Raw genomic sequence first — 26,730 nt, forward strand, 5'->3', positions numbered from 1 at the left:
GCTTACTTACATCCTAATTAAAAACTTTGACGGGAGCAAGATGTCCTTCCGTCTCATTCCAGGAAAAGAGACCGATAAACCGTTTATGAGGATCATAAACACGGATAATTCCCGTCTGTTCTACTCCGGTTTCGCTGTCGCGACTGCCCTGCAGAGCCGGCGCCTCATGGAGCCGGACTTTGCGTCCTTGCAGGGCAAAAACGGACAACTGCTCATTCAACACGAGAGAAGGCAAGTAATCCACAGCCTGGTCCGCCTGAATGATCTTTGTATCCAGAAGACCCTCCTCGCGCAAACGAGGGAGGTCTTCCAGTGCCACGCATTGCTCCAGTCCGATTCGTCCGGTGGAAGAGCGGACCAGCTCTTTCATCGCCGCCGGAACGCCCAAGGCTCTTCCTATATCCACACACAAGGTACGGATATAGGTGCCCTTCGAGCAGAGCACGCGGAAACGGACTTCCGGGTGATCCCGGTTCAGGTCCAGTTCGAGCAGCTCGATCTCGTAAATGGTTACGTTCCGGGCTTTACGCTCGACTTCCACGCCCGCTCTCGCCAGTTCGTACAACCGTTTTCCGTCGACTTTTACGGCGGAATACATCGGGGGAACCTGGCTGATCTCTCCGACGAACGACTGGATGACGGAACGGACCTTGTCCTCCGCAAGCTGAACGAGCGGAATTTCTTCCAGCACGTTCCCGCTCAGATCTTCCGTGTCTGTGGCCAATCCAAAAACCACGGCTGCCTCATACTGTTTCGGCAGCTCCTGGATGTATTCGACCATGCGGGTTGCACGGCCGATACAAAGCGGCAGCACGCCGGTAACCTCAGGATCAAGCGTACCGGTATGACCGATCCGCTTAATCCCAAGAAAACGGCGCGCTTTCGCTACCACATCGTGGGAAGTCATTCCCTTTGGCTTGAGGATTGGAAGTATTCCTTCTATCGTCATGGCAGTTTATTCCCTACTTCCTCTACAACCCGTCGGATGGCTTCCTCAATGGAGCCGTTAATCGTACAGCCGGCGGCGCGGACATGGCCCCCGCCTCCGAACGACTGTGCGATCTGAGCCACATCTACCGCACCTGCGGAGCGCAAGCTCACTTTAACCGCCGATGCATTTCTTTGTTTGAACAAGAGCCCGACTTCGACTCCCTCGACATTACGGGCGTAATTGACCAGCCCGTCCATATCTTCGTTGGTGGCGCCTGTCGCTTCGATCACTTCGGTGGATACCGCAATTGTCGATATCCGCCCGTTTTTATGAAAATCAAGCGTAGCGAGCCCCTGCTGAAGAATACGAATCTGCTGGAAGGTCATTCTCTCCAGAAAAGCTTCGGCGAGTTCCGATCCTTTTACTCCCCATTCCAAAAGGTCTGCCGCTGTCTGCATCACTTTGGGTGTCGTGCTGGAATACCGGAAACCTCCCGTATCGGTCAGCAGTCCCGTATAAATACAGGTCCCGAAATCGATATTCGCTTCCATTTGAAAGCACTTGGATAAATCATAAATAATTTCAACGGTTGCCGCGGCGGAAGCCTGTATAACGGAACATTCCCCGAAGCGGTCGTTAGTCGCATGATGATCGATATTGAGCAGCTTGGCATCGGGGGTAAATTTCTCGCTGACCCGTCCGATTCTTGAAAAATCGGCGCAATCCACACTTATAATCGTATCATAGGACAGGTGATCGGGCAGTTGGGACAAAGTCCGTATGCCGTCAAACCCCCAGAGTCTGCTGAATTTCTCCGGTATGTCTCCCTCGTTAGCAAGCGTATAGCGCTTTCCCATCCGGTCAAGCAGCCAAGCAATGGCTAAAGTAGAGGAAATGGCATCCCCGTCCGGCTGGACATGGGATACCACCAGGAAATCATTATGATCGTGCATGAATTGCTTTGCCGCCTCCAACTGCTCCAAGTAGCTGCCGGAGGCGCCGCCGCCTATAAACTGGCCCGCCGTCATTCAGCGGATTTCCCATCGTTAAGATCATGAAGCAGACTTTCGATCCGGCTTCCGTAATCAATCGATGTGTCGAATTTAAAGATAAGCTCGGGCACTTTGCGCAATCGGATTCTTTTGCCCAGCTCGGAACGGATATACCCGCTCGCACTGCTTAAGGCTTTCAAAGTTCCTTCCTTTTGCTCGTCCGTACCCAGCACACTGAGATAAACTTTGGCCTGAGACAGATCATTCGTTACGTCAACCCCGGTTACCGTAAGAAATCCGATGCGGGGGTCTTTAATTTCGCTCTGCAAAATTTGGCTGATCTCTTTCTTGACCTGCTCCCCCACTCTGCCTACACGAACTCTAGCCATAGCTGATCACCTCTCTACTGTTTCCATGACGAAGGCTTCGATGATGTCCCCTTCTTTAATATCATTGTATTTTTCCAGGGAAATACCGCACTCGTAACCTTGCGCCACTTCTTTGGCGTCGTCTTTGAAGCGTTTCAGCGCGTCCACTTTGCCTTCGTAGACTACGATGTTGCTGCGAAGCAGACGAACTTCCGCATTACGCGCAATTTTGCCGGAGGTAACCATACAACCCGCAATGGTCCCCACGCCCGTAATTTTGAAGGTGTTGCGGACTTCCGCATGCCCGATAATGTTTTCTTTGAAAATCGGATCGAGCATACCCTTCATGGCTTGTTCAATTTCTTCAATCACATTGTAGATGATCCGGTGCAGACGAATGTCTACTTTCTCCTGATCCGCCGTTACTTGAGCGGCAGGCTCCGGACGAACGTTGAAGCCGATAATAATGGCATTGGAAGCCGATGCCAGAATAATGTCGGACTCGGTGATGGCGCCTACGCCCGTGTGAATCATCTTCACGCGTACGCCTTCCACTTCGATTTTCTCGAGGGAACCGCGCAGCGCTTCGAGAGAGCCTTGAACGTCCGCTTTGATAATAACGTTCAGGTCTTTAATTTCACCGTCTTTGATGTGCTTATACAGATCATCCAGCGTAACGCGGGAATTCGCCGTAAGCTCGGACTGGCGGAGCGTGATAGCACGCTTATCGGCAATATCGCGCGCTTTGCGCTCGTCTTCGAAGGCAAGCAGCGGATCTCCCGCTTGCGGAACCTCCGTGAGGCCGGTGATTTCAACCGGAGTCGAAGGACCCGCTTCTTTAAGACGTTTGCCTTTATCATTTACCATTGCGCGGACACGGCCGAAACATACGCCTGCAACAAAACTGTCGCCGACTTTGAGCGTACCGTGCTGTACGAGAATGCGGGCTACAGGACCGCGTCCTTTATCCAGCTCCGCTTCGATTACCGTACCTCTGGCGCGTTTATCCGGATTTGCTTTATATTCCTGAACCTCAGCCACGAGAAGAATCATTTCAAGCAGGTTTTCCAGGCCGATCCGCTGTTTAGCCGAAACTTCGCAGAAGATCGTGTCGCCGCCCCACTCTTCCGGTACGAGTTCATACTCGGTAAGAGCTTGTTTGATTTTTTCCACATTGGCTTCCGGCTTATCGATTTTGTTGACCGCCACGATAATCGGCACGCCTGCCGCTTTCGCATGGGCAATCGCCTCGACGGTTTGCGGCATAACGCCGTCATCCGCCGCTACGACGATAATCGTGATGTCGGTCACCTGAGCGCCGCGTGCACGCATAGTCGTGAAAGCTTCGTGACCAGGGGTATCGAGGAACGTAATTTTCTTGCCGTTCGCTTCAACCTGGTAGGCCCCGATATGCTGGGTAATACCGCCCGCTTCGCCTTCCGTCACGCTTGTATGACGGATTGCGTCAAGAAGGGTTGTTTTACCATGGTCAACGTGACCCATAATGGTAACGACCGGAGGACGTTCTTTCAGATCCGCCGCATCGTCCACTTCTTCTTCCAGCTCGAAACGGTCGTCTTCGACACGGATTTTGAGATCCACTTCGACATTATACTCCCCGGCTACGAGCTGAATCGTATCGAGATCGAGTTCCTGGTTGATGGTAGCCATCACGCCGAGGAACAGGAGCTTCTTGATGACTTCGGAAACGTCCTTGTGGAGAAGTTTCGCAAGTTCACCGACCGTCATTGCGCCGCGCACAATAATCTTCTTCGGTGTGTTGTCGATCTTTTCTTTCTTAACCATATCTTGACCGCGTCCGCGGCCGTTATTGCGTCCGCCGCGGTTGTTGCCGCCACGGTTGCCTGCGCCGCCGCGTCCGCCGCGTCCGTCGTCGTAACGGCTGGATTTGCTGCGGTCGTCGCGGTTGCCCTGTCTGTTGTCGCCCGTACGCTGGCCGCCGCGGCCTGCATCCGTGCCCGCAGCCGGACGTCCGTCCGTTCTGCGCGGAGCTTGGCCCGGTCTTGCACCGGCGCCGGCTGATCCGCCGCGGTTCTGGCCGCCTTGACCGCCGCCGCCCGGAGGACGCTGACCGCCGCTGCCGCCTTGAGGTCCGCGGTTGAAACCGCCGCCCTGGCCGCCTTGCGGACGTGGTCCGCCGCCGCCTTGACCGCCGCTCCGTGGAGCGCCGCCTTGACCCTGCGGACGCTGACCGCCCTGCGGACGGCCTTGACCGCCGCTTTGCGGGCCGCGGTTGTATCCGCCCTGCCCGCCTTGCGGACGCTGGCCGCCGCCTTGGCCGCCGCTGCGCGGTGCGCCTTGGCCTTGCGGACGGTCGCCGCGCGGCGCGCCCGTTCTTCCGTCACCGCTCGGACGCGGTGCACGGTTATCCTGGGAGCCTTGCGGACGTGCTTGCGCAGCCGGACGCTCCTCTTTCTTCGCTTGTTCGGACCCCGCTTGCTGCACAGGCTGCTTAGCGCTCACCTCTGCTTTAGGGTTGGACTGATTGTCTTGTTTGGGTTGATTTGAATTTGGACTCACGTTACCTCCATCTGACCCTGCCCGTTTGGCAGCCGCATTCGCTTTAATGTCACGGAAAAACTTTTCTACGCTGCTGACCGCATTGTTTTCCATAACGCTCATGTGGTTGTTCACGGGGATATTCAAACGCTTCAGGATCGTTATAATTTCCTTGCTGCTCATATTCAAAGATTTGGCATATTCATAAACCCGAAGTTTATCCTTAGGATCTTGTTTATTTGTCAAACCCATTCACCTCCGGAGGTTATACCCGATACTTTTTCAGCATCCTGGCGAAGCCGTCGTCAACGACGGCAATCGTGACTCGAGCTTCCTTCCCTATGCTGGAACCAAGTTCCTCACGGTTGCCCAGGACCAGCAAAGGTACGTCGTATGAACGGCATTTGTCCTGAAACTTCTTGCTTGTATTGTCAGCCGCATCTTCCGCCATAATGACCAGCTTCGCATCACCCGAGCGGATAGCCTTCAGCACGCTCTCTTCTCCGGTGACAAGCTTGCCTGCTCTCATGGCGAGACCTAAGTTTGAAAAATAATTTTTATTCGTCATCGTCCATCCCATCTTTGCCCGCATGGAATTCTTCTTCCACCTGGATAAAATCCTGTTCAAGCTGATCATAAATGGGAGCGCCCACCGATTGCTTCAACGCACGGTCCAGCGCTTTGGATTTTTTGGCAAGCCTGAAGCAAGCCACTTTGCCGCACAAATAAGCGCCTCTGCCCGATTTTTTGCCTTTCAGATCGATTTGGATCTCCCCTTCGGGGGTACGAACGACCCGAATCAATTCTTTCTTCGGCATCATTTCCTGGCAGGCCACACATTTGCGCAGAGGTATTTTCCGCTGTTTCACGTCATCCTCACCTCGCCCCGCCGGCGTCAGTCAAAGCTGACGGAATCTTGATGCATTTCCTCGATCTGCGATCTCGGACGGCCGTATTCCTGCTCCGCCTGCGCCTCGCTCTTGATGTCGATTTTCCAGCCGGTAAGCTTGGCGGCCAAACGCGCGTTCTGACCCTTGATCCCGATTGCCAGCGAAAGCTGATAATCCGGAACGATGACGCGGGCCATCTTCTCATTCTCGAACACGTTGACTTCCAATACCTTCGAAGGGCTGAGCGCGTTAGCGACGTACTCTTCCACGCTCTCCATCCAGCGTACGATGTCGATCTTCTCGCCGCGGAGTTCGCCGACGATCGTCTGGACACGCAGTCCTTTGGGACCTACGCAGGAACCGACAGGGTCCACTTCGGTATTGCGGGAGTGCACGGCGATCTTGGAACGGAAGCCGGCTTCCCTGGCAACGGACTTGATTTCTACGACGCCTTCGTAGATCTCTGGAACTTCCAGCTCGAAAAGGCGCTTGAGAAGCCCCGGATGTGTACGGGACAAAATGATTTGAGGACCTTTTGTCGTGTTTTCCACTTTGGTAATATACGCTTTAACACGCTCGCCTTGCTTGAATTTCTCGTTGGGCATGACCTCGGTGAGAGGCAGAACCGCTTCCACCTTGCCAAGATCGATATAATAGTGGCGCTGATCCTGACGCTGTACGATGCCCGTAACGATGTCTTCTTCTTTCTCGATAAAAGCATTGTAAATAAGTCCACGCTCGGCTTCGCGGATACGCTGCGTCACAACCTGCTTGGCGGTCTGAGCCGCAATGCGTCCGAAGTCTCGCGGTGTAACCTCAATCTCTACAATATCGTCCATCGTATAATTCTGGTTGATTTCCCGCGCAGCATGCAGCGTGATTTCCAGCCTCGGGTCCAGCACATCCTCCACGACGGTTTTGCGTGCGTAGACGCGGATGGTGCCGGTTTGCCGATTAATATCCACGCGCACATTCTGTGCTGTGTTAAAGTTGCGTTTATAGCTGGAAATCATCGCGGCTTCAATCGCATCAATCAGCAGATCCTTGGAAATGCCTTTCTCTCTTTCGATTTCAGCCAACGCTTCGATAAAATCCATGTTCATTTGAACCGAGTTCCCCCTTTCAATGGTTCGCAGACGCGGTTAACCGCGTCAGAATACGATGGCAAGCCTCGCGCTGGCCACTTTGCTGTATGGAATGGCGCTGCGTTTCTTCGGGGTTTGCACAACAAGCTCCTCGTCGTCGAACGACAGAAGCTCACCTTCGAATTCCTTGCTATTGTCAATTGGCTCGTATGTAGTTACAAATACATGTTTGCCAACAGCCTTCTTAATGTCTTCCGGTTTTTTTAGCGGCCTCTCGGCACCCGGTGAAGAGACTTCCAGGAAATAAGCCGTCGGAATCGGATCGTTCTCATCAAGTTTCGAGCTTAAGAATTCGCTGATGCGGCCGCAATCGTCGATATCAATGCCGCCTTCTTTGTCTACGAATACACGGAGAAACCAGTTGCTTCCTTCCTTGACGTATTCGATGTCGACAAGCTCAAAGCCTTGCTCGTTGAAATAATCCAGCAGCATATCTTCCACGACGGATTTAATTGGTGAATTCATATGTTTTCTCTCTACCCTCCTGTATGACCTTCCCGGTGAACCTGCCAAAAAGTCTTAGCAAAATGTAAAGAGTGGGTTTCCCCACTCTCCGGTTCACAGTCGATATCCTCATTATTGCCAAGAAAAATTATACCATAACCGTCTAAAGGTTGACAATAGTAAGAAAAAGTTACTCACCTTGTCACCCCTACGCTTCGCGCCCGCTAAAACAAGGACAGCTGATTGGATTCCGGCAGTCCCCGGAAGCAGCCCATGCCGTTCAACAGTTCGACGACCGTCTTCGAAGCCTTCGAACGATTTTGGAAATCTTCGATCGAAAGAAAGTCCCCGCTTTCCTTGGAAGCGGCAATGTTTCGGGCCGCATTCTCCCCGATTCCCGGTACGGCCGAGAACGGCGGAATAAGCGAATCCCCGTCAATAATAAACTTCGTGGCGTCGGAGCGATATAAGTCGATGGGCTTGAAGCTGAATCCGCGTGCGGTCATTTCCAGCGCCATCTCGAGAATGGAAATCATCGCTTTTTCCTTCGGAAGAGCCTGGAACCCTTTCTCCTCGATTTCGATCAGCTTTTTCATGATCGCATCGTAGCCCTGGCAGAGCAGTTCCAGATCAAAGTCCTCCGCACGGACCGTAAAATAGGTCGCATAGTACGCGATCGGGTGGTAAACCTTGAAGTAAGCCGTACGCACCGCGGAAATAACGTAAGCGGCGGCGTGGGCTTTCGGGAACATATATTCGATCCGCTCGCAGGATTCAATGTACCAGGCAGGCACATTGTGCTTCTTCATGTCTTCCTTCCACTCATCGGTAAGGCCTTTCCCTTTACGTACGCTCTCCGTGATTTTGAAGGCCAGGCCCGCATCCATGCCGGCTTTATAAATGAGATAGAGCATAATATCGTCCCGGCAGCCGATTACGGTCTTAATGTTGCAAATGCCCTTCTTGATCAGTTCCTGCGCATTGCCCAGCCATACGCCGGTTCCGTGGGAGAGCCCGGAAATTTGCAGCAGATCGGCAAAGCTGCTCGGATGAGTTTCCTGAAGCATCTGCCGGACAAACTTCGTTCCCATCTCGGGAACTCCATAGGTGGCCACAGGCGTCCGGATTTTTTCAGGCGGAACTCCGAGCGCATCCGTCGAATGAAAAATGCTCATCACTTTAGGATCGTTCATCGGAATCGTCGTCGGATCAATGCCGGTCAAATCCTGAAGCATACGCATCATGGTCGGATCGTCGTGCCCCAGAATATCGAGCTTGAGCAGGTTGGCGTCAAACGCGTGATAGTCGAAATGCGTCGTTTTCCACTCGGAATTCTTATCATCGGCCGGGAATTGAACGGGAGTGATATCGTCCACTTCCATATAATCCGGCACGACGACAATACCGCCGGGATGCTGTCCGGTACTTCGCTTAACGCCGGTACATCCGGAGGCCAGCCTTACAATTTCGGCGTTCCGCCATTTTTTGCCCTGGCCTTCCTCATACTTTTTCACATAACCGAAGGCTGTCTTATCCGCAATGGTACCGATGGTGCCTGCGCGGAACACGCTTTTTTCGCCGAAAAGAACCTTGGTGTAGTTATGAGCGACCGGCTGGTACTCCCCGGAAAAGTTCAAGTCGATATCGGGAACCTTGTCCCCTTTAAATCCGAGGAACGTTTCGAACGGAATGTCCTGGCCCTCGCCTTTAAGCTTGTCGCCACAGGTCGGGCAGGTCTTATCCGGCAGGTCGAACCCGCTCGGAATGCTTCCGTCCGTAAACCATTCGCTGAATTTGCACGAGCGGCAAATATAATGCGGCGGGAGAGGGTTAACTTCCGAAATGCCCAGGAATGTGGCGACTACGGAGGAGCCGACCGATCCCCGGGAACCGACGAGATAGCCGTCTTCGTTGGATTTTTTAACGAGCCGTTCCGAAATGAGATAGTTGGCCGAGAACCCGTATTTGATGATCGGCACCAGTTCTTTTTCAAGCCGCTGCACGACAATTTCTGGAACTTCATCCCCGTAAATCTGACGGGCCGTCTCATAGCATTTGTTGCGGATTTCGTCGTCCGCTCCTTCAATGATCGGCGTGAACAGCTTGGTCGGAAACAGCTCGATTTCTTCAAAGCGGTCGGCCAGATCGTTTGTATTGCGCACCACGACTTCATGGGCCTTTTCCTGACCGAGGAAACGGAATTCTTCCAGCATCTCGCGTGTCGTGCGGAAATGAGCGTCCGGCTTCTTCATGTCTTTGAGAGGACTGAAGCCGGTGATGCCATTGATCGTAATATCCCGCGCGACTTTGTCCCGGGGCTCCAGGTAATGGACGTTCCCCGTCGCAATAACGGGTTTCCCCTGTTTTGCGCCGATGGCGACAATCCGCTTCACCGCGTCTTCCAGATCCGCTCGGCTGCCGACCAGTCCTCTATCCACCAGATGCATGTTGTAACTGACGGGCTGGATTTCCAGCACATCGTAAAACTCGGATACCTGCTCGGCCTCTTCCTGCGATTTGTTAAGAACCGTCTCGAAAAACTCGCCTTTCTCGCAGCCCGAAGCAATAAGCAGCCCTTCCCTAAGCTCGATGAGCCTGCTTTTCGGAATCGTCGCCACTTTGTTGAAGTACTCCGTATGGGAAATGGAAATCAGTTTGAACAGATTTTTCTTTCCGATCGCATTCGTCGCATAAATGCAGCAGTGGAACGGACGCTGATTCGACAAGTCTTTCCCGACAAAATCATTCATACGTCCAAGATTCGTGATATTCCGGTCGTAGGCCTCGTTAATCAAATGCTGGAGAACATGTCCCAGCGCAATCGTATCGTCAATCGCCCTGTGATGGTTTTCCAGACTTACTTTAAATTTGTCCGACAAGGTGTTCAGCCTGTGGTTTTTCATGGAAGGGAAAAGCAGTCTGGCCATTTCCAGCGTATCGAGAACCGCATTCGTCATCTGCGGGTGGCCCAATCTTTTCAAGTTGGCCTGAATAAAGCCGATATCGAACCGCGCGTTATGAGCGACAAGCACGGAATCGCCGATAAAGTCGATAAACTTGGGGAGCTCGTCCGCGAGCTCCGGCGCGTCTTTTACCATCTCATCGGTGATATTGGTGAGTTGCTGGATGTGATAAGGAATTTTTTCATGCGGCTGGATAAACGTAGAATAACGGTCGATTTCTTTGCCTTCCTGTACCTTCACGCCGGCAATCTCGATAATTTTATTATTCAGAACGGACAGCCCGGTGGTCTCGATATCAAACACGACGTAAGTGGCCTGCTTCAAATCCGCATCAATCGGGTTTAAGACGATCGGAACGGAATCGTTCACCACATTCGCTTCAACGCCGTAAATCACCTTGATGCCGTTTTTCTTGCCCGCCTTGTTCGCATCCGGGTAGCTTTGAACCCCGCTGTGATCTGTGATGGCGATCGCTTTGTGGCCCCATTTTGCAGCCGTCTTGATGTACTGGTCCACCGGAGTGATTCCGTCCATCGTACTCATCGTCGTATGCAGGTGGAATTCCACGCGTTTCTCTTCGGCGTCATCCATTCTTCCCTTGGGCGGCAGTACTTCGTTGATATCCGACGGGATCATGACAAGCTCGGGCACCATCATGAAACGATCGTATTCCACGCGTCCGCGCGCACGGATCCAGCAGCCGTTGGAGAGCAGATTGAGAATGCGCACGTCTTCCTTCGTCTTCCCGAACGATTTCAGCATAATGGAATCGGTGTAGTCGGTAACGTTAAACGAATAAAGGGTGCTGCCGTTCCGCAGCTCTTTCACTTCCAGATTGAAGACGGCCCCTTGAATGGTAACCTTCTTCTCCTCTTCCACAATATCCTGAATCGGCACGGGCGCATCTTTAATATCGTAGCCGACCATGAGCCGGACATCCGCATCCGGGATCGCCGAAGCCTGGAGCTCCTGCTCGATGGACTGCATAATCTCCTGTGTAACGAGCTTCTCCTCTTCGACGATCTGCTGGGCAAACCGTTCGAATTCCTCGGTGCTTTTCTCGTTGAGCGCATACTTCACGGTAAACTCGGTTTTAAAATAATCCTGGAAGAAGGATTTCACCCAGTTATCCATGTTCTTTTTCTTCGCGAGCTCAAAACCGATCTGATCCAGCAGAATCAAAGTCAGCTGATTTCCCTGCACTTCGGTTTTGGCTTTGCTCAGCCACCCGTTTACCGTAACGGCTTCGCGCTGTACCCACTCCAGAAAAAGGCTCCAATATTCTTCCACGAGCCTGCCCGGCTCGGCATTCTCCATGTGTATGACAAATCGCGTCTTGGCGATATGAGCGAACTTTTCTTGCACGTTCCGGCAGAAAGAACGGTACACGTCCTGCGGGACCAACTCCTGCTTTACCAGATGGAAGGTCCACTCCCGGTTTTTCCGGCTGATTTCTACTTTGTCGATATACCCGTCCGCAAAATGAACCGTTGACATCTCGTGCGGTATGTCCGCCTGCTTCATCAGAAGCTCGAACCGCTGCCTTTTATCCGGTGTCTGACTCATGTCTTCCCTCCCCCAAGCTTCCGGTTTGCTCCGATTGCCGCCTTACTCTCACCCGGCCGGAAAAAGAAAAGGACAAAGAGAGAAAGTAATCTCGTTTGCCCTTCATTGTAATCGTGCTTAATAAGATTTACCGAAAACGACGGTGTGTTTGGCTTTATCTCCGCAAACCAGACAGGTTTCTTTCGATTCCCGCGGCGAAAACGGAATGTTACGGCTCGTTGCTCCCGCCTCTTCTTTGACCTGGGCTTCACAAGCTTCCGAACCGCACCAGCCTGCAAGCGCAAACCCGCGGTTCGTTTCCAAGTATTGTTTGAACTCATCCAGCGTGTCTACCGCGATCAAATGTTCTTCGAGGTGCTGCTTCGCACGATTGAACATCTCCTGGTGTATCTCTTCCAAAAGCTGCTGAACTTCTTGAACGAAGTTGACCTGCTGGACGATTTTCTTCTCTCCGGTAATCCGGGAAACGAGAACGATCTGACCGTTCTCCATATCGCGCGGTCCCAGCTCGACACGGATAGGAACGCCGCGCATTTCGTACTCGTTGAATTTCCAGCCCGGGCTCAGATCCGCACGGTCGTCCACTCTTACCCGGACACCTGCCTGCTTCAATTCGTCAAACAGCTCGTCCGTGCGGGCCACGACCTGCTCCCTCGTTTTAGGAGGACCTATCGGGATCATGATCACTTGTGTAGGAGCTACTTTAGGCGGCAGTGCCAGTCCGCGGTCGTCCCCGTGCGCCATGATCGTCGCGCCGATCAGACGTGTGCTTACTCCCCAGGAGGTAGTGTGCACGAACTGGTGCTGATTTTCCCGGTTCAAATATTTAATATCGAAAGCAACCGCAAAGTTAGTGCCCAGGTAATGCGAAGTACCCGCTTGTACCGCTTTGCCGTCTTTCATCATCGCTTCGATCGAGAAGGTATCCACCGCTCCGGCAAACTTCTCGGAAGGTGTTTTCTGACCGATAATGACCGGCATGGCAAGGAAATTCTCGGCGAAGTCTCTGTAAATTTCCAGCATCTGCATCGTTTCGCGGCGAGCATCTTCTTCGTCTTCGTGAGCGGTATGCCCTTCCTGCCATAAAAACTCCGTCGTACGAAGGAATGGCAGGGTACGTTTCTCCCAGCGGACCACGTTCGCCCACTGATTGATAAGGAGCGGCAGATCACGGTAGGAATTGATCCATTCCGCGTACATATGGCCGATCATCGTCTCGGAAGTCGGACGGATGGCCAGACGCTCTTCGAGCTTCTCTCCTCCCGCTTCGGTTACCCAGGGAAGTTCCGGATTGAAGCCTTCCACGTGCTCCTTCTCTTTCTGGAAAAAGCTCTCCGGGATGAAAAGCGGAAAGTAGGCGTTGCGGTGCCCGGTTTCCTTGAAACGCTTGTCCAGCTCACGCTGGATATTTTCCCAAATCTCGTAGCCGTCCGGCTTGAAGACCATGCACCCGCGAACCGGGGAATAGCTCATAAGATCGGCTTTTTTGATAACATCAATGTACCACTGGGAGAAATCTTCACCCTGCGGCGTGATTTCCCGGACAAACTGTTTATCTTTGGACATACGGATCCTCCTACGGAAGTCCGTCCGGCGGGGCAAACGCAAGGTTCGCCCGGGCGGACGGACAGGCATCGTTTCACCTAACGGTTACATCTATCTATCATAATACAGATTAGCTTTTAATTAAACGTAAAATATCGTTGTAGGTCACGGCGACCATCAATAACATGAGCATGGCAAAGCCGATAAAGTGAACCATGCTTTCGCGGTTGGGATCAACCGGCTTGCCGCGAACCGCTTCGATGGCGAGGAATACGAGCCGGCTTCCGTCCAGCGCAGGAAACGGAAGCAGGTTAAAGAGCCCTAAATACAGGCTGAGCAGCGCGACCCAGTAAATGTACGATTCACTGCCGTGGCTGGCGAATTCGCCGGTTACCTGCACGATGCGCACCGGACCGCCCAGGTCGTCCATTTTGAACTGCCCGAGCACAAGTTTCTTGAATCCGTCGAGAATACCTACCGTCGAGGTCGAAACGTAGTTGTAGGTGCCCTTCAACGTCTCGCCGAAGGAAGCCGAACGCTTGTCTCCCGTGATATAAACCCCGACCTTGCCGTTCTCATCCGGAGTGATTTCGATTTTCTTCTCTACGCCGCTCCGCTGGATCACCCAGTTCATTTTCTGGTTAGGGGAGGAACCGACCACTTTCATAAACTTCTCGCGGTTGTCCCCGATCGTTTCCTGATTCACCGAAACGATGATGTCTCCGGCCATAAGTCCCGCTTTCTCGGACGGACGGCCTGGCTCCAACTTGTCAACTTTTACGTTCGTCGGAACTCCCTGCATAATAACGAGGGTAAGAAACAGTACCGCGGCCAGCAAAAAGTTCATAACCGGCCCCATCAGGATGGACAGGAAACGCTGCCCCACCGTCTTGCTGCCAAACTGCCTGTCAAGCGGCGCAATCTGCGTCTCCACACCGCGGGTAACCATGAGGGCATCCGGCTGAACAGGGTAACGGACCTGCTCGTCTCCCACTTCAAGCTTTACAAAAAGGTCTTTTTCCAGATCGATCTGCTGCACGGCACCTTGGATGACATTCGCCCGCTGGTCAAGCTGGTCCAAATAAAGTTTAGTGACTTGATTGTCCTTGTTTAACTTTACGGCTATCGTCTGTCCGTCCTGGATTTGAACGATTTCCGGATCCTCGCCCGCCATGCGGACATAGCCGCCGAACGGGAGCAATCTCAAGGTATAACGAGTTTCGCCCTTTTTATATGAAAACAATTTTGGTCCGAACCCGATAGCGAATTCACGCACCAAAATTCCGGCCCGTTTCGCAAAATAAAAATGTCCCCACTCGTGAATCGTAACGAGGACGAAGAACATAAGGACGATTTTCAGTCCTGTCTCAATGCTTCCCAACCCGCATCTGCCTCCTCCGGCGCTTTCTCTCCTGAAAGCCGTCTCGTTTATGCTTACGTATGTTCCTAATGTACCATTATTGAGCGGCCTAATACAAGCAATCGCCTATGTAAGTATACGCAGGAACATGGAGCTCATAGACTAAAAAACCGGCCGTCCGGAAAATTTCCAGAGCGGTCGGTTTATCCTTCATCGAGGCTCAGCCGAGCAGAGACGCGGTTTCACGCGCCCACCGGTCGGCTTCCAAAATATCACCGATCTGGGGACTGCTCATGACCGAGTGTCTTTGCAGACATTCTTCTATGATGGTTTCAATGCGGAGAAAAGGAATCTCTCCCTGCAAAAACTTCGCAACGGCTTGTTCGTTAGCCGCGTTGAACACGGTTGGCGCCGTGCCTCCGGTCCGGCCGCTTTCGTAAGCCATCCGGAGGCACGGGAACCGGTCGAAATCCATGGGACGGAAATTCAGTGTAGCGATTTCCGCCAAATCCAGGGATTTCGCAGGAGAAAGCAGCCGGTTCGGGTAGGACAGCGCATATTGGATCGGCACGCGCATGTCCGGGTTTCCGAGCTGGGCTATGATGCTGCTATCCTTGAACTCAACGTAAGAGTGGATGATGCTTTCCGGATGCAAAAGCACGCCGATTTGATCGTAGGGCAGGTCAAAAAGCCAATGGGCTTCCATGACTTCAAGCCCTTTGTTGACCATCGTGGCCGAGTCGATCGTAATCTTCGCACCCATGGACCAGTTCGGATGGTTCAACGCCTGCTCGACCGTAACGCCTTCCAGCTCCGCCCGGCTACGGTCCCGGAAAGAACCGCCGGAAGCCGTAATGGTAATTTTCCTGATCTCCTCCCGGCGTTCGCCGTTCAGACACTGGAAAATCGCGGAATGTTCGCTGTCGATAGGCAGCAGCCGCACACCTTTGCGTTTCGCGGCTTCCGTTACCAGATGCCCCGCGCTCACAAGCGGCTCTTTATTCGCAAGGCCGATCGTTTTGCCCGCTTCAATCGCGGCGATCGTCGGTTCCAGCCCCTGGTTGCCGACTACGGCCGTTACGACAAAATCCGCATCGGTTCCGGCTGCCGTCTCCAGAAGACCCTCTTCACCGAACAAAATACGCGTACCTGCGGGTACTAAAGCGGACAACCGATCCGCCAGTTCGCGGGTAGCCACGGAAGCCAGTTTCGGCTTGAACCGGCGGATTTGCTCGGCTAGAAGCTCCACGTTCCGTCCGCCGGCAAGAGCCTCTACGGTAAATTGATCCGGATGATGGGCAATGACATCAAGCGTTTGCGTACCGATCGATCCGGTGGAGCCAAGTATCGCTATTCGTTTATTCATATTCTCCCCCGTTGGATGAGCCTGAGCCGATTCTGTCTGATGGACGGGTACACGGGTTCAGGACGGAATCAGTGCAAGCCAGTGGACAAGCGGAAAAACGATAAGCCAGCTGTCCACACGGTCGAGAATTCCACCATGACCCGGCAGGATGGTCCCCGTATCCTTAATCCCCTTCACCCGCTTGTAGGCGGATTGCATAAGGTCGCCGAGCTGCCCCGACACGGCAATAACGACACCGATCAGCACCGCGCGAGCCGGAGACAGTAGTTCGGGACGGGCCAGGGAAAAACAGAGTCCCGCTACAATAGCAATCAGTACTCCGCCGAGGGCTCCCTCGACCGATTTCTTAGGACTGATTACCGGCCACAGCAAGTGTTTGCCGAATTTCGATCCGACAAAATACGCGCCGGAATCCGTCGCCCAAATGCAGACAAAAATAAGAAGCGTCCAAAACAAACCATGCTCGGGTATCCACCGCGTCATGATCATATAATGAAATCCGACACCTATGTACACGACTCCGAGAAAAAGAAGCGACACCATGTCGATGGTAATTTTGTTCTTGGACAAGACCGTAGCGGCCATCAACACGAAGGCGGCTCCCCAGATCAGGCCGACCTCGTTGAGCTCATAGGTAAACCGGTGCATTTCCCATGGAAGGGTAAGCAGAATCAAGGCGATCATGCCGACCAACCATGTGATCCGGTGGTCTTTCAACTTGTTCATTCGCACATACTCATCAAAGCCGATTATGGCCATTAGTACGATTAGGGCGGCAAACCAGTTGCCGCCGACAGCCAGCAGTCCCAAAAATCCGGCTCCGGCTATCGCTCCCGTCAGAATCCTCTGCTTCAACGCTTCATTCCTCCAAACCGATGCTTACAAGCCTCCGTATCGTCTTGCCCGTCGTTGGTATTCGGCAACGGCCCGGTAAAAATGCTCTTCCGAGAATTCAGGCCAGTAAGCTTCCGTAAACCATAATTCGCTATAGGCGAGCTGCCACAGCAGAAAATTGCTAAGCCTCAGCTCTCCGCTCGTCCGGATCAGCAGGTCGGGGTCAGGAAGCCCGGAAGTGAGCATATACGAAGAAAATGTTTCCTCCGACAATTCTTCCGGACGAAGTTTGCCTTCCTGGACATCCCTCAACACATCCTGAACGCCGGCGAGAAGTTCCTTGCGGCCACCGTAATTCAGAGCAAAGTTTAGGATGAGGCCTGTGTTATTCTTTGTGCGCTCGATTGCATCTTCAATGGCATTCAGTGTGTAATCCGGCAGGCTTTCTTTCCAGCCGGTCATACGGATCCGCACATTACGCTCGATCAGTTCCTCAATCTCCAGCGGAAAGAACTCTTGGGGCAGCTTCATGAGGAATTCGACTTCCTCTTTAGGGCGCTTCCAGTTTTCCGTGGAAAAGGCATACATCGTCAGCACCTTGACTCCGATGCTGTCCGCTGCAATGGTGATTTTCTTCACATTCTTCATACCGGAATGGTGCCCGGCCACACGGGGAAGTCCGCGCTGTTTCGCCCAGCGTCCGTTTCCGTCCATGATAATGGCAATATGAGACGGAACGTTGTCCAACTCCAAATGGGGAGACTTCTCGTCCTGTGCAGACTCGTTTCCAAGCCATTTTTTCAGTTGATTGAACATCTCTTTTCCCCCACTATGGAAAGATGAAAAGCCCCCGGTATTTCAGGGGGCGACGATAGCCGTTTACACTTCCATAATTTCTTTTTCTTTACCTGTCAGGACTTTCTCGACTTCGGCCGTGAATTTGTCCGTAAATTTCTGAATATCGTCCTGGTGACGACGGGACTCGTCTTCGGAAATACCGTTTTTCTCCTGCTTCTTGATGTCATCATTGGCATCGCGGCGGATATTACGGATCGCAACTTTGGCCTCTTCCCCGTATTTGCGGGTCAGTTTAACCAGCTCGCTGCGGCGTTCTTCCGTAAGCGGCGGAATGACCAGTCGGATCACCGTACCGTCGTTAGCCGGAGTCAAGCCCAGTTCGGACTTGAGAATAGCTTTCTCAATAGCTCCCATGGAGCTTTTATCCCATGGCTGAATAATCAGCGTGCGGGAGTCCGGCGTGGAGATGTTAGCCAACTGGTTAACCGGAGTCATCGCGCCATAGTATTCCACTTGGATTTTATCGAGCAGCGCAGGGTTTGCGCGGCCTGCACGCAGAGTGGCCAGATCGCGCTTGAGTGCGTCGATAGCCTTGCTCATCCGCTCTTCTGCATTCTTTTTAATCGATTGCGGCATACGATTATACACTCCCTTTGACAATGGTACCGATTTTTTCGCCGAGGACTACCCGTTTAATGTTGCCATTTTCTGTGATCGAAAATACGATAAGCGGGATATTGTTGTCCATGCACAGCGAGGAAGCGGTTGAATCCATCACGCCGAGATTTTTGTTAAGCACCTCTAGATAAGTGAGGGTCTCGTATTTCTCGGCCGTTTCGTCTTTGAAAGGATCCGCGGAGTAAACTCCGTCTACTTTGTTCTTGGCCATCAAGATAACTTCCGCTTCAATCTCGGCCGCTCTAAGCGCAGCCGTCGTATCCGTGGAAAAATAAGGGTTACCTGTTCCGGCAGCAAAGATGACGACTCGGCCCTTCTCCAGATGACGAATCGCTCTTCTGCGGATGTACGGCTCCGCTACCTGCTGCATGGAAATGGAGCTTTGCACACGGGTCGGCACGCCAATATTCTCCAGCGCGTCCTGCATAGCCAGGGAATTCATGACCGTTGCAAGCATGCCCATGTAGTCTGCCGTAGCCCGGTCAATGCCTTTGGCACTGCCTGCAATCCCGCGCCAGATGTTGCCTCCGCCCACGACGATAGCAACTTCCACCCCGAGATCGACCACATCTTTCACCTGCAGGGCGATAGAAGAAATGATGTCCGATTCGATCCCGAATCCTTGCTGTCCGGCAAGAGCCTCACCGCTCAGCTTTAAGATTACTCTTTTATACAAAGGTCGCTCCAACTTTGGTACCCTCCGTTCTGACAAATCAGCGTGCTTCTATCTTTCTTGTACCGTTTCTGTTTATAAAAGAAGGAACACAATGTGTTCCCGCTTTTGGTCTGTTCGGTATTAGGCGTTGCCTTTAGCTTGTGCCATTACTTCTTCAACGAAGTTGTCGACTTTCTTCTCGAGACCTTCACCAAGCTCAAAGCGAGCAAAGCGGCGGATGGAAATGTTCTCTCCGATCGTGCTGATCATTTCGTTCAGCAGGACGGATACCGTTTTGTCCGGATCTTTGATGTAGGATTGTTCCATCAGACAAATTTCTTCGTAGTATTTGCTGATGCGGCCTTCAACCATTTTGTCCACGATGTGAGCAGGTTTGCCTTCGTTCAGCGCTTGGTTGCGAAGAATTTCTTTTTCTTTATCAAGCTCTTCTGTCGGAACTTCTTCACGACGAACGTAGGAAGGGTTCGCAGCGGCGATTTGCATCGCGATACCTTTTACGAAATCACGGAAGTTGTCCGTTTTGGCTACGAAGTCAGTTTCACAGTTAACTTCGACCAGAACGCCGATACGTCCGCCGGCATGAATGTAAGATTCCACAACGCCTTCGGTAGCTGCGCGGCCCGCTTTGCTAGCTGCAGCGGCAAGGCCTTTCTCACGAAGGATTTCGCTTGCTTTCGTCAGATCACCGTTTGCTTCGTCCAGCGCTTTTTTGCAATCAAGCATGCCTGCGCCTGTTTTTTCACGCAATTCTTTTACCATTGCAGCTGTTACTGCCATAATAGGGACCTCCCTAAGATTGTAAGTATTTTAAAAAAAGGGCGGTGATAGGCTTAAGTGCCTTCAGACCACCCTTTTCCTGTTACGTTCGTTTATGTCGATTAAGCCGTTGTTTGTTCGCCTTGGTTAGCTTCGATCACAGCGTCGGCCATTTTACCGGTCAGCAATTTAACAGCGCGGATCGCGTCGTCATTACCTGGGATAACATAGTCGATTTCGTCCGGATCGCAGTTCGTATCAACGATACCTACGATTGGGATACCAAGTTTGCGAGCTTCTGCAACCGCAATACGCTCTTTGCGTGGATCAATGATGAACAGGGCGCTAGGCAGGCCTTTCATGCCTTTGATGCCGCCGAGGAATTTATCGAGGCGATCTTTTTCCTTGTTCAGGATGATAACTTCTTTCTTAGGAAGAAGTTCGAACGTGCCGTCCTGCTCCATTTTTTCAAGCTCTTTAAGACGGTTGATACGCTTTTGAATCGTTTGGAAGTTGGTCAGCGTGCCGCCGAGCCAGCGTTGGTTGATGTAGAACATGCCGCAACGTTCCGCTTCTTCTTTAACGGAGTCTTGAGCTTGTTTTTTGGTGCCTACGAACATGATCGTACCGTTCTCAGCAGAGACCGATTTAACGAAGTTGTAAGCTTCCTCAACCTTTTTAACCGTTTTTTGTAGATCGATAATGTAAATGCCGTTTCTTTCAGTGAAGATGTATTTGTCCATTTTCGGGTTCCAACGACGGGTTTGGTGACCGAAGTGTACCCCAGCTTCTAGAAGCTGCTTCATGGAAATTACTGCCATCCTCACACACCTCCTCAATAAAATGGTTTTAGTGTAATGCTCCTCCGACAGCCGCATCTCCGTATAAAACTCGCCGTGCGCAAGGCCCGGACAAGCACCGTTATACGAATTAACTGTCGTGTGTTTTTAACACCGTCAATAACTATACCACAAGTCGCATGCGGGATGCAACAGCATTTGGAGACAACTTTCGGCAAGATTTTTAATCCGCGAAAAGCCCTTCGCTGATCGTTATTTATTGTTCCCGTCCGCACGCAAAAAAAGACCCTCGCGCAATGCAAGAGCCCTATTTTTATTCCGGCTTGCTGGTCAAATTCTGAATGATCTCGTCCAGCGTCGGTTTGCCTGTAAATTTATGAACGCCCGACTTGATCTTTCCGGTCGCCGCCTTAGCCGCCATCGCCTGCTCAAACTGTTCTTGGCTTTCGACTAACCCGCTCACGGAAACGATTTTGGCCACCTGGCTGGACTTCATTCCCGGTGCGATGTAGACGGCGGTTATTTGAGGCTGCGCCGAAGGAGCGGGCTGGGCGGACGGTGGTTTCGCTTTCTCCGCCTCCAACTGCTTTTGCAGTTCCTGTTCATGCTGCTCTTTCGTGAAGACGGGCTGGTTTTTGTCAAAAACCTGATAGTACTTCCCGGCTTCGGTTTTCAGCTTGTTCATGTCCATCTGTTCGATGGAAACGGCCGAATTCTGCGACAACGGCTGGACGGGCTGGGCCGCCGATATCATCAACTGAAGAAGAGCCGAGCCCGCGATCATACCGATGCCGATTCCGGCCAGCAGCGTTTTATTTACTTTCATCGGAATGTCCCTCCCGTTTGGCCAGCTGCATGATCAGCATGACTTCCCCTTTGTTCATCCCGAGCTGTTTGGCGATCTGCTCCGTGGATCTTCCCTGGTCATGCAGCTCAAAAAGAGCGGCATACCGGGCGCGCACGGAGAGCTCCGGCTCCGTTCGGGGAGCTTCCTGCGACTGAACAGATGCGGCAGCATCTGCGGCCGCGAACTCCTCCGTCTGCGTAAGACGGGGCGTTGGCAGTGCAGATCCGTGCGTCTGAACGGCAGGCTCCGCGTAGACATGCGGTTCCGTGCTCCGGGACCCTTGCCGGGAAAGATCCGGCGCGGACTGGCGGCCGGCCTGCACCGCCGCCCCGCTTCCGTCCATGCTGCGGCGCTCCAGCACTTCAAGCCTGGCGGTCAATTTGGCGACCTCGAGCTTGTGCTCCCTCTGCGTCTCTTTGAACAGGTCGATGAGCGCCTGGTTCTGCAGCTCAAGATCGGACGCAAAGTGAGCCATGCTCTCTTCCAGCTCTTTCACGAGCTGGGCCGAAGGCCCCTGTCCGCCTCTTTTTGCAGCCGAACGGGGAATCACTCCCGCAAACACCACAATCACGAGGCCGAGGAGAACAATCATCTGCCAAGGTTCCATTTTAACATCACCTGTACTTTCAAATCTTCCTTTATAGACTCAAGTCGATATGCGAGCCTTTAAAAGGGTGAACCGCCTTTGGCGGCTCCGCTTCTTGAGACGGAGGAGCCTTCTTCTGCTGCCGGCCCCGTCCGCCCTGACCGCCGTTCTGCCGGCCCTCTTTGCGGATTTGAGCCTCTTCGCTCTCTCCGATTTTCTCGCTGGCTTTCCGGTTATGTTCGGCGTTCTTCTCATTTTCCGCCCCCAACAGGACCTGATCCATCTCGGGTTTGTGGTTCAACTGCTGCTGCCGGATGCCGGCCTGATCGTTCTTGTGAACCGCGAACTGCAAATCGACCGGTTTCATATCCATAAAAGTTCCACCTCGTCATTATCGCTGGTTATTGGCTTGACCAGGAAGCCTTTACTTAGGCATATAGGCGCTGTGCCCGATATCGCCTGCAACAAGCTGGAACACGACATGGCTCATCGGATCTTTGATGAACTTCGTGTAGCGGCCGATCACGATTTTGGCTCCTCCGTATACGGTAGAGATCACTTCTACGCTAGAGCGTTCGCTGTCTTCGAGCGATTTCTCCATTTCAAAAATCCGTTCACGGAGCTCACGCTGTTCTTCTCCGGCCTGGCGCTTTGTATGATTCAGCTTAATTCGCAGCGCTACTTTGTCCGGTCCGAGCTGGCCGGACGCTGCCAACTGGTCCAGCAAAATAAGGGCTTTGTCCGTCTTGGACTGATTATCCGCAAGCGCTTTGAGCTGGGAACGAAGCTGAATCAATTCATTGCGAAGCTCCGGCAGCACCCCCACCTCGATTGCAGTCGCATTGGAGAGGGAATTTCCGATCGTTCTGGCGATAACCTTCTCCCCGGCCTGAACGGTTCCGCCCACGATCAGCCCTTTGGGCCCGTTGCAAGCGACGGTTTTACCCGCACGTATTGTCGAATGAAGAATACTTTGGGAAACGGTAATCGTATCCGCCGCTTCTACTGTCGCATCCTGGATAAAAGAAGATTTCACGTTCTTCCCGGCCCGGATTACGGCTTTGTTCCTGCCCACGATACCGGCGGTTATTTCAACGGAACCGCTCGCTTCGAGTTCGGCCGCTTCCACACCGCCGACTATGCGGATATCCCCGGAAGCTTTGATCTTGAAACCGGGGCTTACGTTTCCGCGAATGACGACAGTTCCGACGAAATCGATGTTACCCGTCCGGTAATCCACGTCTCCGTTCACCTCGTATACGGGGAACACGTTTACTTTGTTCCGGTCCGTGTAGGTGACGAGTCCGTCGATAGCGGCGTAAATGGCGTTCTCCTCGTTATCCGTTACGACGTTTTTTCCCAGTTTAAACCTGGCTTCCTTGCCTTCGCGTGCCGGCAGCGACTCCCCGGTTACGGCTTTGCCGGGTGTTCCTTCGGTCGGGGGAACCTTTTTGCCGATGATCTGGCCTTTTCTGATATTGTTCAAGGTGGATACTTCTTTGAGATCAACGCGTCCGTCTTCCGTCTCGACAGGCTTATGCGTATCGTTGTTGCGCCCGTACAAATAATCGACGTATCCGTCGGTTCCGTTAACGGGACGGGTGCCTTGGGCGATCACGGTTTCGGCGAGCAGATAAGGCTGAGGATCTATCGCTATGCGGAGCAGCGCCTCCGTATCGAGTCCATGGACGATGCTGTTCGCTCTGGCCAATCCTTGAAGCTCGTCAAACGTGACCGTAAAATCATCTCCGACATCGGCAAACTTAAGCAAGGATGTCAACTTATCGTCCGTGACGGAAATCCTAATGATTTGGTCCAACTCCAAAATCCGGTCCATCCTGTATCGACAACCTTTCCCGGCAACTTCTATTTTTCAAACAACTGAACTTTATATCGACTCAAAACTCCTCTTAATCGCAGCATGGCTTTGGAATGAAGCTGAGAAATGCGGGAAGGCGACAAACTCATCACTTCCGCAATCTCGCTCAGGGAAAGTTCTTCGAAATAAAATAGGGAAACGACGATCCGTTCTTTCTCCGTTAATTTCTCTATCGCCCGCGCAAGAGTTTCTTTGAGGTAAAATTCGTTAACTGTAAATTCCGGATTTTTGGCACGCTCGTCCACCAGAAGCGAAAGCCGGGTCTCGGATTCTTCTTCACGAATCGGTTCGTCTATGGAACAAATCGAGGTTACGGCGATTTCCTGAAGCATATGCTGAAACTCGTCCTCCGTAACCTGGAGATAATCGCTGATCTCTTCATCCGTCACGGTCCGAAGATACTTCTGCTCCAGCTTCTGATACGCTTCCTCAATTTTCTTAGCCTTCTCGCGTACGGAACGGGGAACCCAATCCCCTTGTCTGAGGCCGTCGATAATGGCCCCGCGTATGCGCCAGGACGCGTAAGTTTCGAACTGCAGACCGCGTTCGTAGTCAAACTTCTCGACGGCGTCGATCAGACCCATGATTCCGAAGCTTCCTAGGTCTTCCTTGGAAACGTTCTTGGGGAGACCAATCGCCAAACGGCCCGATACGTATTCGACAAGAGGCAGGTACGTTTCAATCAGCGTTTGCTTGGCTTCTCTGGAACCGCCCTGCTTCCACTGTCTCCACGTATCGAAATGCGCCAGATTAGGTTTTTTATCAATCATGGCTGTACACCGTCCTTATTCTTCAGACATTTGACGAAGGGCTCTGACCGATTGCTCGGTGTCAGGTTGCTTCCGGGTAACTAGCTTTGTGGGTAGCAGCGGCGCAAATTCCGCTTCCTCCCTGTCCACTCCGTCCGCCGTTTTCTGCGCGGTTTCGTCGGGAGTAGTCAAATCGAGATGCTGGCCGAGATTCTTGTTTGGAGAGGGGCCTTCTGCGGCGGCGGCTGCCGTTTCATTTACGGCAGGGCTTTTAGCGGATAGGAGCAGGCCCATAATAAACCGAAAGCCGAATGTGACGGCAAATAAAATGACAAAACTGTAAACGCTTCGCAGCAGCGTGGTCAGCCAAACGTTGCTGCCCAGCGAAAGGAGAAAGGTGAGGACAAAGGAGACGGCACCGACTATGAAATTCCAACGAATCGTTCCCGCCATCTCTACAAATCCTTCAAGCCGTGCTGTACGCTTCGAATCGTCAGCACGCCCGTATCGCAGTTAAGTTCAATCGTTCTTCCATAGTTCTGGCCCGTATCTTCACCTTTGACTCGGATCTTGTATCTGACCAACATTTCTTTGCAAGCCTCTACATTACGAGGTCCAATTCGCATCGTATCGCCCCCTCCGGCAAAAGCGAACATCTGAGCTCCTCCTGCCAGTTTCGCTTCCATCCGATTAATTGAGGCACCAAGACGGGTCATCCGGTCGATCAATTCGGGAATGGCGGTATCCGCATATTTAGCAATATTGACGGTGCCTTCTCGGGCGATTTCGGATGTCGGCAGCATGACGTGCGCCATTCCGCCGACTTTGGCAAAGTCATCGAATAAGGTAAGCCCGACGCAGGAACCGAGTCCCGTCGTTTTAAGCACGCCCCCCGGCATGCCGACATTAAGATCCGCCATACCGACTTTAATGATCGTCTGTTGATTCATGTGCCTCTACCCCTAGTGCCGCAAATAATTTCCCAAACGTTTCCGGGTCCGGAATAAGAAAGAAGTTTCCTTGCACTTCTTCGTTTCCTTCCAGAAACTTCGTGTCAATCAGCAGTGCCTGATCCCCCATCTCCCCGAACTGCAGCAAGCCGTAACTTAAAATGGCTCCCGCCATATCAATTGCCAGGGAAGGTACGGTCGGAAACATAGACAACCGAGTAAAATCGGCCAGCGAGGACAAGTACGATCCCGCCAAAATGTTCCCGATTTCGTTTAAGGCCGAAATTTCCAGTTCCGTATACTCACCGCTGTCGGAAAGCTCCATCCCGATCAGGGAAAACAGCATCCGTTTGGCGGATTCGAGATTCAGAATAAAAAACATATTGCCCGGAGCATCCCCGACCACCCGCAGAAAAATAGCGAGTACGACTTCCTCGGCTCCGCCCACGATTTCAGGAATCTCCTCGAAAGGAAGAACCATAACTTTCGGAACGAGCATATCCACAGGCTTGTCCAGCAGGGTGGACAGAGCAGTGGCCGCATGACCGGCACCGATGTTGCCGATTTCCTTAAGTACATCCAATTGATAATCCGCCAACTGCCTGAACGTATCCACTTGCTTAGGCCTCGATCTTTTCCAACTGGATGACTTCGTCCCTGTTCAAAACCTGTTCCAGGTTCATCAGGACCAGGAGACGGTCTTCTCCGATTTTAGCGATGCCGTGCAGATATTTCGCCTTGATGCCGCCGACAACTTCGGGAGGATTCTCGATGTTGTCTTCGTTCAAGTCAATAACGTCGTTAGCGGAATCTACAATAAGCCCTACTTCGAGTTCGTTAACCGCTACGATGATTACACGGGTATTATCGGAATACGGGGTTTCCGGAAGCCCGAATCGGGAGCGGAGGTCGATAACCGGCACGACCACGCCTCTGAGATTAATAACGCCTTTGACGAAAGCGGGCGTTTTCGGAACGCGGGTCATCGGCTGCATCCGTTCGATCGTTTTGACCTTATCCACTTCTACTCCGTATTCCTCATGTGCCAGCGCAAATACGATAATTTTTTTATCTTCAGCCATTTGAA

General features: G+C 52.5%; 27 protein-coding genes. All 27 read right to left on the bottom strand.

The window, feature by feature from the left end:
- Nucleotides 1-13: 13 nt before the first annotated feature.
- The 27 genes from truB to HMPREF1207_RS03515 all read right to left on the bottom strand — a co-directional run bounded on the left by truB (nt 14) and on the right by HMPREF1207_RS03515 (nt 26,725).
- Nucleotides 14-949, bottom strand: a complete 936-nt coding sequence (gene truB, locus HMPREF1207_RS03385) for a tRNA pseudouridine(55) synthase TruB (protein WP_009672013.1) — start codon at nt 947-949, stop codon at nt 14-16.
- Nucleotides 946-1,959 (bottom strand): DHH family phosphoesterase, encoded by a 1,014-nt coding sequence (locus HMPREF1207_RS03390; RefSeq protein ID WP_009672010.1) that lies wholly within the window; start codon nt 1,957-1,959, stop codon nt 946-948. Before HMPREF1207_RS03390 ends, truB begins: the two co-directional genes overlap by 4 nt.
- Nucleotides 1,956-2,312, bottom strand: a complete 357-nt coding sequence (rbfA, locus tag HMPREF1207_RS03395) for a 30S ribosome-binding factor RbfA (RefSeq protein ID WP_009672009.1) — start codon at nt 2,310-2,312, stop codon at nt 1,956-1,958. Before rbfA ends, HMPREF1207_RS03390 begins: the two co-directional genes overlap by 4 nt.
- 6 nt (nt 2,313-2,318) lie before the next feature.
- Nucleotides 2,319-4,994: a translation initiation factor IF-2 gene (gene infB / locus HMPREF1207_RS03400; protein ID WP_442950131.1), complete on the bottom strand. Its 2,676-nt coding sequence runs from the start codon at nt 4,992-4,994 to the stop codon at nt 2,319-2,321.
- 82 nt (nt 4,995-5,076) lie between these two features.
- A complete protein-coding gene (locus tag HMPREF1207_RS03405; protein WP_016423451.1) occupies nt 5,077-5,403 on the bottom strand; it encodes a YlxQ family RNA-binding protein in 327 nt (108 codons plus the stop codon).
- A complete protein-coding gene (gene rnpM, locus HMPREF1207_RS03410; RefSeq protein ID WP_009672016.1) occupies nt 5,369-5,680 on the bottom strand; it encodes an RNase P modulator RnpM in 312 nt (103 codons plus the stop codon). The genes HMPREF1207_RS03405 and rnpM overlap by 35 nt, the downstream gene beginning before the upstream one ends.
- A gap of 26 nt (nt 5,681-5,706) precedes the next feature.
- Nucleotides 5,707-6,804, bottom strand: coding sequence for a transcription termination factor NusA (gene nusA, locus HMPREF1207_RS03415; protein WP_009672008.1), 1,098 nt, complete (start codon nt 6,802-6,804; stop codon nt 5,707-5,709).
- 48 nt (nt 6,805-6,852) lie between these two features.
- Nucleotides 6,853-7,311: a ribosome maturation factor RimP gene (rimP, locus tag HMPREF1207_RS03420; protein WP_009672012.1), complete on the bottom strand. Its 459-nt coding sequence runs from the start codon at nt 7,309-7,311 to the stop codon at nt 6,853-6,855.
- A gap of 203 nt (nt 7,312-7,514) precedes the next feature.
- On the bottom strand, nt 7,515-11,819 hold the full coding sequence (locus HMPREF1207_RS03425; protein WP_016423452.1) for a PolC-type DNA polymerase III: 4,305 nt from the start codon (nt 11,817-11,819) through the stop codon (nt 7,515-7,517).
- A 117-nt stretch (nt 11,820-11,936) separates the two neighbouring features.
- The gene (proS, locus tag HMPREF1207_RS03430) at nt 11,937-13,385 is read right to left on the bottom strand and encodes a proline--tRNA ligase (RefSeq protein WP_009676754.1); all 1,449 of its coding nucleotides are present in this window, start codon (nt 13,383-13,385) and stop codon (nt 11,937-11,939) included.
- Between the two features lie 109 nt (nt 13,386-13,494).
- Nucleotides 13,495-14,745, bottom strand: a complete 1,251-nt coding sequence (gene rseP / locus HMPREF1207_RS03435; RefSeq protein ID WP_009676770.1) for an RIP metalloprotease RseP — start codon at nt 14,743-14,745, stop codon at nt 13,495-13,497.
- A gap of 199 nt (nt 14,746-14,944) precedes the next feature.
- Complete coding sequence (locus HMPREF1207_RS03440; RefSeq protein ID WP_009676774.1) at nt 14,945-16,090, bottom strand: 1-deoxy-D-xylulose-5-phosphate reductoisomerase; 1,146 nt, start codon at nt 16,088-16,090, stop codon at nt 14,945-14,947.
- A 57-nt stretch (nt 16,091-16,147) separates the two neighbouring features.
- The gene (locus HMPREF1207_RS03445) at nt 16,148-16,945 is read right to left on the bottom strand and encodes a phosphatidate cytidylyltransferase (RefSeq protein ID WP_009676789.1); all 798 of its coding nucleotides are present in this window, start codon (nt 16,943-16,945) and stop codon (nt 16,148-16,150) included.
- Nucleotides 16,946-16,969: 24 nt separating this feature from the next.
- Nucleotides 16,970-17,740 (bottom strand): isoprenyl transferase, encoded by a 771-nt coding sequence (locus tag HMPREF1207_RS03450; RefSeq protein ID WP_009676763.1) that lies wholly within the window; start codon nt 17,738-17,740, stop codon nt 16,970-16,972.
- Nucleotides 17,741-17,803: 63 nt separating this feature from the next.
- Nucleotides 17,804-18,358 carry a ribosome recycling factor gene (gene frr / locus HMPREF1207_RS03455; protein WP_009676785.1) on the bottom strand — a complete coding sequence of 185 codons (555 nt, stop codon included), beginning with the start codon at nt 18,356-18,358 and terminating at the stop codon, nt 17,804-17,806.
- 4 nt (nt 18,359-18,362) lie between these two features.
- On the bottom strand, nt 18,363-19,088 hold the full coding sequence (gene pyrH / locus HMPREF1207_RS03460; RefSeq protein ID WP_009676779.1) for a UMP kinase: 726 nt from the start codon (nt 19,086-19,088) through the stop codon (nt 18,363-18,365).
- A gap of 108 nt (nt 19,089-19,196) precedes the next feature.
- The gene (tsf, locus tag HMPREF1207_RS03465; protein ID WP_009676775.1) at nt 19,197-19,853 is read right to left on the bottom strand and encodes a translation elongation factor Ts; all 657 of its coding nucleotides are present in this window, start codon (nt 19,851-19,853) and stop codon (nt 19,197-19,199) included.
- Nucleotides 19,854-19,954: 101 nt separating this feature from the next.
- Nucleotides 19,955-20,653, bottom strand: coding sequence for a 30S ribosomal protein S2 (gene rpsB, locus HMPREF1207_RS03470; protein WP_009676777.1), 699 nt, complete (start codon nt 20,651-20,653; stop codon nt 19,955-19,957).
- Between the two features lie 292 nt (nt 20,654-20,945).
- Nucleotides 20,946-21,458 carry a hypothetical protein gene (locus HMPREF1207_RS03475; protein WP_009676791.1) on the bottom strand — a complete coding sequence of 171 codons (513 nt, stop codon included), beginning with the start codon at nt 21,456-21,458 and terminating at the stop codon, nt 20,946-20,948.
- Nucleotides 21,445-22,086, bottom strand: coding sequence for a DUF6115 domain-containing protein (locus HMPREF1207_RS03480; RefSeq protein WP_009676784.1), 642 nt, complete (start codon nt 22,084-22,086; stop codon nt 21,445-21,447). The genes HMPREF1207_RS03475 and HMPREF1207_RS03480 overlap by 14 nt, the downstream gene beginning before the upstream one ends.
- Nucleotides 22,087-22,117: 31 nt before the next feature.
- Nucleotides 22,118-22,438: a hypothetical protein gene (locus HMPREF1207_RS03485; protein WP_009676781.1), complete on the bottom strand. Its 321-nt coding sequence runs from the start codon at nt 22,436-22,438 to the stop codon at nt 22,118-22,120.
- A 51-nt stretch (nt 22,439-22,489) separates the two neighbouring features.
- Complete coding sequence (locus HMPREF1207_RS03490) at nt 22,490-23,902, bottom strand: DUF342 domain-containing protein (RefSeq protein ID WP_009676769.1); 1,413 nt, start codon at nt 23,900-23,902, stop codon at nt 22,490-22,492.
- Between the two features lie 29 nt (nt 23,903-23,931).
- Nucleotides 23,932-24,714, bottom strand: a complete 783-nt coding sequence (locus HMPREF1207_RS03495) for a FliA/WhiG family RNA polymerase sigma factor (protein WP_009676771.1) — start codon at nt 24,712-24,714, stop codon at nt 23,932-23,934.
- A gap of 15 nt (nt 24,715-24,729) precedes the next feature.
- On the bottom strand, nt 24,730-25,146 hold the full coding sequence (locus tag HMPREF1207_RS03500; protein ID WP_009676788.1) for a hypothetical protein: 417 nt from the start codon (nt 25,144-25,146) through the stop codon (nt 24,730-24,732).
- 2 nt (nt 25,147-25,148) lie between these two features.
- Entirely contained in the window at nt 25,149-25,643 is a 495-nt protein-coding gene (locus HMPREF1207_RS03505) for a chemotaxis protein CheD (protein WP_009676751.1), read from the bottom strand.
- Nucleotides 25,621-26,259, bottom strand: coding sequence for a chemotaxis protein CheC (locus HMPREF1207_RS03510; protein ID WP_009676767.1), 639 nt, complete (start codon nt 26,257-26,259; stop codon nt 25,621-25,623). The genes HMPREF1207_RS03505 and HMPREF1207_RS03510 overlap by 23 nt, the downstream gene beginning before the upstream one ends.
- 4 nt (nt 26,260-26,263) lie before the next feature.
- Nucleotides 26,264-26,725, bottom strand: a complete 462-nt coding sequence (locus tag HMPREF1207_RS03515) for a chemotaxis protein CheW (RefSeq protein WP_009676766.1) — start codon at nt 26,723-26,725, stop codon at nt 26,264-26,266.
- Nucleotides 26,726-26,730: the final 5 nt, after the last annotated feature.

Source organism: Paenibacillus sp. HGH0039 (assembly GCF_000411255.1).
GTDB lineage: Bacteria > Bacillota > Bacilli > Paenibacillales > NBRC-103111 > Paenibacillus_F.